9 protein-coding genes are annotated in these 7,097 nt (G+C 50.1%); 4 read left to right on the forward strand and 5 right to left on the reverse strand.

Annotated features, from left to right (window positions below):
* Positions 1-30 precede the first annotated feature (30 nt).
* Together Q7S09_00985 and Q7S09_00990 are read left to right on the forward strand one after the other, a co-directional pair.
* Complete coding sequence (locus Q7S09_00985; GenBank protein MDO8557751.1) at positions 31-1,203, forward strand: phosphoglycerate kinase; 1,173 nt, start codon at positions 31-33, stop codon at positions 1,201-1,203.
* 37 nt (positions 1,204-1,240) lie between these two features.
* Complete coding sequence (locus Q7S09_00990) at positions 1,241-1,978, forward strand: ComF family protein (protein MDO8557752.1); 738 nt, start codon at positions 1,241-1,243, stop codon at positions 1,976-1,978.
* Here Q7S09_00990 and Q7S09_00995 read toward each other — a convergent pair.
* The 4 genes from Q7S09_00995 to Q7S09_01010 are packed head-to-tail and all read right to left on the reverse strand — an operon-like array spanning position 1,962 to position 4,995.
* Positions 1,962-2,519 carry a phosphatase PAP2 family protein gene (locus Q7S09_00995; protein ID MDO8557753.1) on the reverse strand — a complete coding sequence of 186 codons (558 nt, stop codon included), beginning with the start codon at positions 2,517-2,519 and terminating at the stop codon, positions 1,962-1,964. The two genes, Q7S09_00990 and Q7S09_00995, sit on opposite strands and share 17 nt — an antisense overlap.
* 21 nt (positions 2,520-2,540) lie before the next feature.
* On the reverse strand, positions 2,541-3,755 hold the full coding sequence (gene glyA / locus Q7S09_01000; protein MDO8557754.1) for a serine hydroxymethyltransferase: 1,215 nt from the start codon (positions 3,753-3,755) through the stop codon (positions 2,541-2,543).
* Positions 3,752-4,405, reverse strand: a complete 654-nt coding sequence (locus Q7S09_01005; protein ID MDO8557755.1) for an L-threonylcarbamoyladenylate synthase — start codon at positions 4,403-4,405, stop codon at positions 3,752-3,754. Before Q7S09_01005 ends, glyA begins: the two co-directional genes overlap by 4 nt.
* Positions 4,402-4,995, reverse strand: a complete 594-nt coding sequence (locus Q7S09_01010; protein ID MDO8557756.1) for a hypothetical protein — start codon at positions 4,993-4,995, stop codon at positions 4,402-4,404. Before Q7S09_01010 ends, Q7S09_01005 begins: the two co-directional genes overlap by 4 nt.
* Positions 4,996-5,090: 95 nt before the next feature.
* Here Q7S09_01010 and Q7S09_01015 point away from each other — a divergent pair, with 95 nt between their 5' ends.
* Both Q7S09_01015 and Q7S09_01020 read left to right on the forward strand, forming a co-directional pair.
* On the forward strand, positions 5,091-5,315 hold the full coding sequence (locus Q7S09_01015; GenBank protein MDO8557757.1) for a hypothetical protein: 225 nt from the start codon (positions 5,091-5,093) through the stop codon (positions 5,313-5,315).
* Between the two features lie 197 nt (positions 5,316-5,512).
* Positions 5,513-6,439: a hypothetical protein gene (locus Q7S09_01020; protein ID MDO8557758.1), complete on the forward strand. Its 927-nt coding sequence runs from the start codon at positions 5,513-5,515 to the stop codon at positions 6,437-6,439.
* Positions 6,440-6,829: 390 nt separating this feature from the next.
* Here the strand turns inward: Q7S09_01020 and Q7S09_01025 are convergent.
* The coding region (locus tag Q7S09_01025) for a hypothetical protein (GenBank protein ID MDO8557759.1) at positions 6,830-7,097 on the reverse strand (268 nt) is incomplete at its 5' end.

A 7,097-nucleotide genomic window follows, 5' to 3' on the forward strand; every position in this document is an offset into this window, starting at 1 on the left:
GCGAGTAAAAATTCCAAACAAAAGTTCTACATGATGCGCTCTCTAACCACTCAAGACGTGAAAGGCAAGCGTATTCTTGTGCGCATTGATGTAGACGTCGAGCTCGCGGGGGACCGCAAAACCATTGCGAGTGATTTTAAGTTGCGCTCGCAAATTTCCACGATCGAGTGGCTGCGCAGAAATGGCGCGAAGGCGATCCTTGTGGGCCACTTCGGTCGCCCGGACGGCAAGAAAGACGCGAATCTTTCGCTTGCCCCCATGGCAAAAATATTTTCCGAACTTTTAAGAAAGCGGGTAAAACTGCTCGGGGACTGTGTGGGCGACGAAGTAGAAGATGAGGTCCTGCACATGAAGAACGAAGACGTCGTTCTACTTGAGAACGTGCGGTTTCACAAAGGGGAAACCGAGAACGACATGGTATTTGCGCGTAGACTTGCTCGCCTCGCGGACATCTACGTCAATAATGCATTTGCAAACTGCCACCGAAAACACGCTTCCATGGTCGCCATCGCCGGGCTTCTACCCTCCTATGCGGGCATACTTCTTGAGAAGGAGGTCTTGGCGCTCTCCCTGGTGCTTAAAAATCCAAAAAGGCCGCTTGTGCTTGTTATTGGAGGAGCAAAAATAGAAACAAAACTTCCTATTATAAAAAACTTCTTAAAAAATGCTTCAGCAATTCTCGTTGGCGGGGCGGTTGCGAACACTTTTTTTGCGGGAAAAGGATACCGGACGGAGGCGTCAAGAGTCGAACGGGATTTCATTCCTGTAGCACGGCGCCTGCTTAAAAACAGAAAGATCGTATTACCCATAGATGTGGTAACCTCTCCAAATCCTCACGGGAAAAAAGGCATTGCGTTCCGCGATGCCAAAAAAATACAATCCGGTGAAATGATACTCGATATAGGACAGAAATCTCTTGAGCGCTTCTCCGCCCATATCCATAAAGCCGGAACGGTGGTGTGGAACGGTCCCATGGGGCTTTTTGAAATTGCGGCTTTTGCGCACGGTACGGATGCTTTGGCCAGGATCATCGCCTCAAGCAAAGCGTACAAAGTTGTCGGGGGCGGGGAGACCGGTATCGTACTGAAGAATCTTGGCATAGAGGATAAGATAAACCACATCTCAACCGGCGGTGGTGCCATGCTTGAGTTCCTTGGCGGAAAGAGGCTTTCGGGACTGGAGGCCCTGGGGTATTACAAATAACTTGCCGCCTTGCGTGAATATGATACCGTAAGACGTTATGCAAAACGTCTTTTTTGATACGGCCAAAACCTTCTTGCTGGACCTTCTTTTTCCCGTCGAATGCTTTGGGTGCGGCATAGCCGGTACGTATCTTTGCGCGCCGTGCTTTGCGAAGCTTCCCCTGCAAGAATTATTTATCTGTCCGGTGTGTGAGAAGCCCTCGTTTGAACATGCGGTCTGCGTCGAATGTACCAAAAGAACGAAGCTCGACGGCCTTATTGCCGCATCGTTTTATGACATAGCGCTCCTGCGCCGCCTCATCTTTGCCTATAAATATAAATTCGTAAAGCCGCTCGCCCTTCCTCTTTCACAGCTTATAGTAAAGTGCCTGACCCTGCACAACCATTCGCTTTTTCACAGAAACGACCTTGTACTTGTTCCCGTGCCGCTTTCCAAAAGACGTGAGCGCTGGCGCGGCTTTAATCAGGCGCGCGAGATTGCCGTGTTGCTTGGGAAGGCTCTGCAAATTTCTCTTTGCGATAACGCGCTTTTCCGAACGCGGAATACCGTGCCGCAAATAGAGGCAGTGTCGCGCAAAGAACGCTTTGAGAACATTCGCGGTGCATTCAAGGTCGCCGACCCCCTCCAGATTAAAAATAAAACCATCCTGCTTGTGGATGATGTGGCCACATCTCTTGCAACGCTCAATGAATGTGCCCGCGTTCTAAAGGGGGCCGGCGCAAAAGAGGTATGGGGCATTGTGGTCGCAAGAGAGTATGTTAAGAAGGAGAATTAAAGAGGAGGGTTTTTAACTTCGTTCGTTCGATAACTAAGCCCGCTATCCAGGCGCTTAAAAGTCCGACAGCAATGCCGCCGAAAATATCTGTGGGATAGTGGATGCCGGCGGCTATACGGGCGATGCCAATGAGGGCGGCGGAAATAAAAAAATACACACCCAGGCGCCGGTTTCGGAAATATACAAACCACGCTATGCCGAAAAAGAACGCGGCATGTCCAGATGGGAACGAGGCGGAGGTTTCGTGCGCGATAAGCGGAATAAAGTGCAACGCCACAAAAGGCCTGGGGCGGTTATAGAAAAAGCGAACAAGCTCGGTAAGCGCAAGCCGCGAGATAAGGGCTGTCGCTATGGAGCCCCAGGCCATAAGGCGCGTTCTTTCCTCGTCCCCCGGCATCCTACGTTTGCCAAGCCATGGCCGCAAAAGAAGCGCGCCTACAACCGCGTACTGAAGCCACGAACCAAAGAAAATTACAAGTATATTGGCGAGCGCCGATCTGTCGGCAAGGTTATGTAGGGCGAGCACGATAGATGTGTCCATGAATGAGAAATTCACGTTGATCTAATACGGAAGAGGAAACTTTTTGCAGAGCTTAAGTACGTCTTTGTGTATCGTATTTAACGGACGTTTTTTTGTGAGCGCATCATGTATAAGCTGTGCAAGAGAATGCATTTCGCGCTCTCCCATGCCTCTGGAAGTGACCGATGGCGTTCCCATGCGAACCCCTGAAGGATCGAAGGGTTTCGTGTCTCCCGGAACGGTGTTGCGGTTTGCGATGATGCCGACTTCTTCGAGTAAATCCTGGGCAATTTTTCCCTGAATATTTTTTTGGCGTAAATCGAGCAAGAGCAAGTGCGTATCGGTGCCTCCGGTCACCAGCGTATAACCAAGCCGCAAGAGCTCGTCGGCGAGGGCGATTGCGTTTTTTATAACCCGGATCTGGTAAGTTTTATACGAGGGCTTCAGCGCCTCTTCGAGCGCTACTCCGATTCCGGCGATCGTGTGCAGGTGCGGACCTCCCTGGAGGCCCGGGAAGACGGCCTTGTCGATCTTTTCCATCACCTCTTTTTTGCCTACGATGACGGCGCCGCGAGGTCCGCGCAGGGTTTTGTGTGTGGTGAATGTTACAATGTCCGTGAACGGGAATGGCGAGGGATGCAGGCCTGCTCCGACCAGTCCTGCAATATGCGAGATGTCCGCCATGGAATATGCTCCAACTTCTTTTGCGATGTCATGGAATTTTTTAAAATCAATGCGTCGGGGATAAGCCGTTGCGCCAGAAACGATGAGCTTTGGCATGAAACGCTTTGCGGTATCGCGTACGGCCCCGTAGTCCAAAAGCCCCGTCTCTTGATTGACGAAGTATTTTATGGATGTAAATAGCTTGCCGGTTGCCGAGACTTTGTGTCCATGAGTGAGATGCCCGCCGTGGGAAAGCTCCAGTCCCATAAATGGGTCTCCGGGGCTCAAAAGCGCCATATATACGGCAAGATTTGCGGGTGAGCCCGAATGCGGCTGGACATTTACGGCATAACTCTCGTCAAGCAAAAAAACTTTTCGTATAAGTTGTTGAACGTACGTTTCTAACTCATCCGCGACAGCGTTTCCCGGATAGTAGCGTCGTCCCGGATAGCCTTCGGCGTACTTATTGATGAATGGCGAGGCAATGGCATTGAGCACTGCCGGGGAGGCGATGTTCTCCGAAGGTATCAAGTCGAGCGTCATCCGCTGTCGCCCAAGCTCTTTCTTAATTAGTGCGGTAATGTGCGATTTCATTTCTTTTTTAGATCGTTAAAAAGGCGTATAAGTTCTTGCGGAGACACGGGGCCGACGCGGACCATCTTTGGTTCATTTCCCGTAATGTCTATAACGGTTGAGGCAGGACTTGGACGGAGCGTGCCCGCATCCACAATAAGATCGGGAAGATGTTTTTTATTTTTAAATTGGGCGCGAAGGGCCCTGATATCGGAAACGGGAGGCTCGCCGGAAATATTTGCGGAAGTTGTTGTTAGAGGAAAGTCGATGCGTGAAAAAAGCATTTCAAGAAAATCGTTTTTAAAACAGCGAAGACCAATGGGCCCGCCGCCAGTAAGGATATCCGGCGCCACAGATCGTTTTGGCAAAATGACCGTGACGGCTCCCGGCCAGACACGTGCCAGGAATTTTTCAGCAACCGCCGAGACAACTGCGATGCGGCGCGCCATTGCGACATCTTTTACTGCAACAGAGATGGGTTTTTGCTTTACGCGTTCTTTAATGAGGAAAACTTTTTCTATTGCCCGCTCATCAAGCGCGTTGGTGCCAAGTCCGTACACGGTATCTGTGGGGTACACCATGACGCCGCCTTGCCCCAGAATCTCCGACGCCAATTGGACGGCCCGCTCGACGCTTCGCGGATTCTGAAGGTCAAGATGAATATTTTTCATGATGATGCGCGCATGGTCCCGCCACCCATTTTTTGTTCGAAATAGGAAGCGTATTCTGAAAAAAAATTACGTCGATCCGGATGCCGAGTTGCGAGATATTTGAAGTTGAGGGCGAATTGATCTAACAGGAAACTGGTTTCCGCTTCCGGTTTTTGAAAATACGTATGAGGTTTATCGCCGCTATTATAATGTTCAAGCGCCATTTTCCATTTTTCCGGATTTCCGCCGGAAAGCAATGCGCGCGGCATAGGATCCACATAGAGAGGCCTCCCCCTTTCATCATAAAGCTTCTCTACGATAGGCATGCGCGCGATGCTTGCAAGCTTTGCCTGCCGAATATCGGAATCTCTAGCAAATGATAGCTGGATGGCTATTTGTTTTCCGTTTTTCAGTGTAACGACCAGGTCGATAAGCTCATGGTCCTCCGTTCTCGTTCCGCTTCTTACCTCTCGAAACAGGTCTTGTCCGGCGTATGCTAAAAATTCTCTGAACACCGGTTCGAGCTCCTTGCCGAGCTTCTCCTGCTCGGCCCTTCTTTGTTCGAAGTCGATACGACGCACATAAAGATCTTCGATTGCGGAGGCACGCATAGCCATACTTGATTAGTTATCCACCCAAGCATACCATGTCCATTGACGTCCTTTCAATGAGGTGTACACTAGGAACATTACCAATAGTTATTGCCATGCTTGGAGAATCTATAACAAAGAAAGAGTTGGAAGATTTGCTCGGAGAGTCCCAGCAGACCATTATTGAAGCCGTTGATTATAAGTTCCAGGACATCGAAAAACACCTCATGCGTATCGAGGATAGTCTTGACAAGACCTATGGACGCACATTAGAGCGTCACGAGTCGCTTTTAACAAAAATAGCCCGCAAGTTAGGGCTGGAGGAGGAACTTAAGGCCTAGAATCAAGAAAAAGGCGTAGAGGCTTTAGCATGGACCGCCGGAAGGCGGTGTTGTTTTTATGGACGCGCGCATAAAGAATTGGTCTTTGGCATTTTTTATTCAAGTACCGGCGACCAATCTTGGTATTGACTTTTAAAATAGTTATGCTATACTCTTTTGTGCCGTAGAAACTTCTTTTCAAAAAGAATAGGAGGACAATGCGCAACGACTTTGCGAAGGTCATTGTGGAGCGGCCGCGAACGGGGTCGCATCTGCCGAACCTGAAAACGCGTCTGCCGCGCATTCACTCTTGGGACACGGAAGCGGATGAGTACACCGGTCCCCTTCGGATTTCCCGGCGTGCGCGCTGGCATTCCCGGGACGCCAAGGGCCAGACGGATTTTTTGAGTCCGCTCACGCGCTTCTTGCACGCGCAGGTAGGCAAACCGTGGAATCGGGTCTGGAGCGAGATCAAGCATCGGTTTGACGAACGGTCGCTAGTGCAGTGGCACTTCGTGCAGCACGTGAAGCAGATGGTGGAGCTGAATTGCTTCATTGGCAAGGGTAGTGCGGTGTACGATGGCAGTCCCCGTGACGGCGGCACATTCACTCGGGTGGACGGGTTTTACGTCCATCCGGAAACCAAAACGCTAGAGTGGGCGGATTCTTGGAGAAATTCCCTCAGCAAGCATCCCGAGCACCCCGTCATACTCATTGTCCCCGACGCAAATACCGAGTATCGGCGTATCGGGGGTATCTGGTACGTGTTGACGTACGCGTACTATGATCCGGAAGAAACTGTTTCGGAGCGCTTCGATGGCTTATTGGGTAAATTCGTTCCCGTTTTGCGCAAGGAACAGAAGGACGCTCCCAGGCGATACCTCCTGCGCCGGAAGCAAGCCAACCGAAAAGAGCTTCTGGAGATCAGGAAATATCTTGCGGATGCGCCGCAGCTAATCAAAAAGCGCGACTGGCAGAAACTCACTGTTGGGCATTATCCCAACCCCCGGACTGCACTGCTCGCAAAGAATGTGTCCGCCAAGAACATCCAATTTTTGGAAGGAGAATTCGAGGCCGTTTTTACACGCGAAGAATGCAAACGGCAACAACTCGGACAAGTTCTTTCGTCTCCCGCAGAATCTTAATACGGGGCTCCCTCAGTACAGGGGGCTCTTTTTTGATATTTATGAAGGCCTTCTTTCCCAAAAAATTATGTAAAAAATAAAGGCCGTTAATAGCCAATGTGTTAATGGGCCAAACGGCCTAAAGAGAGAAAGAAGGAGCGCTGTAGCGCGATGTCTGGTTCTCTGATGGCAGAGGAACAAACATCGCACCACAGCACATACCCGCTTGCCCTTTTGTCCGTGCGTTGACGGACGCGACTTCCGCCAAGAAGCCCTTTAAAAAAGGCATCTCGATCAGATTGTATCTGTTTCAGAAGGCAAGGAACAGCTCAGCAAGAATTCTACCCATAGTATACTATACTTATGCACACATTGCAATGGGGTTATCCACATGCCAATGTTGTCTAAAAATTATGAGCGAGACCCAATGTTGAGCGAATGATTTTTAGCTACAACAGTGAGCACCCCCTCACTCATCCTTACGAAGACCTTTCTTTTAAGGAGGGTATTTGTTTGTTTGTGTTTATTCCAAATTCTGGCCATATTCGTTTCGTTCACCGGGCCTAAGGTGGCCCCAGCATTAAAAGTACCGGGAATGTCAGTTTTGTCCATTTCCCGTTCGTGAATCTTATTCGGCAGAGGGATGGTGGCAAAAATCTTGACGCTCTCGCCTTCGATC

The organism is bacterium (assembly GCA_030649025.1).
Taxonomy (GTDB): Bacteria; Patescibacteriota; Minisyncoccia; order JAUYLV01; family JAUYLV01; genus JAUSGO01.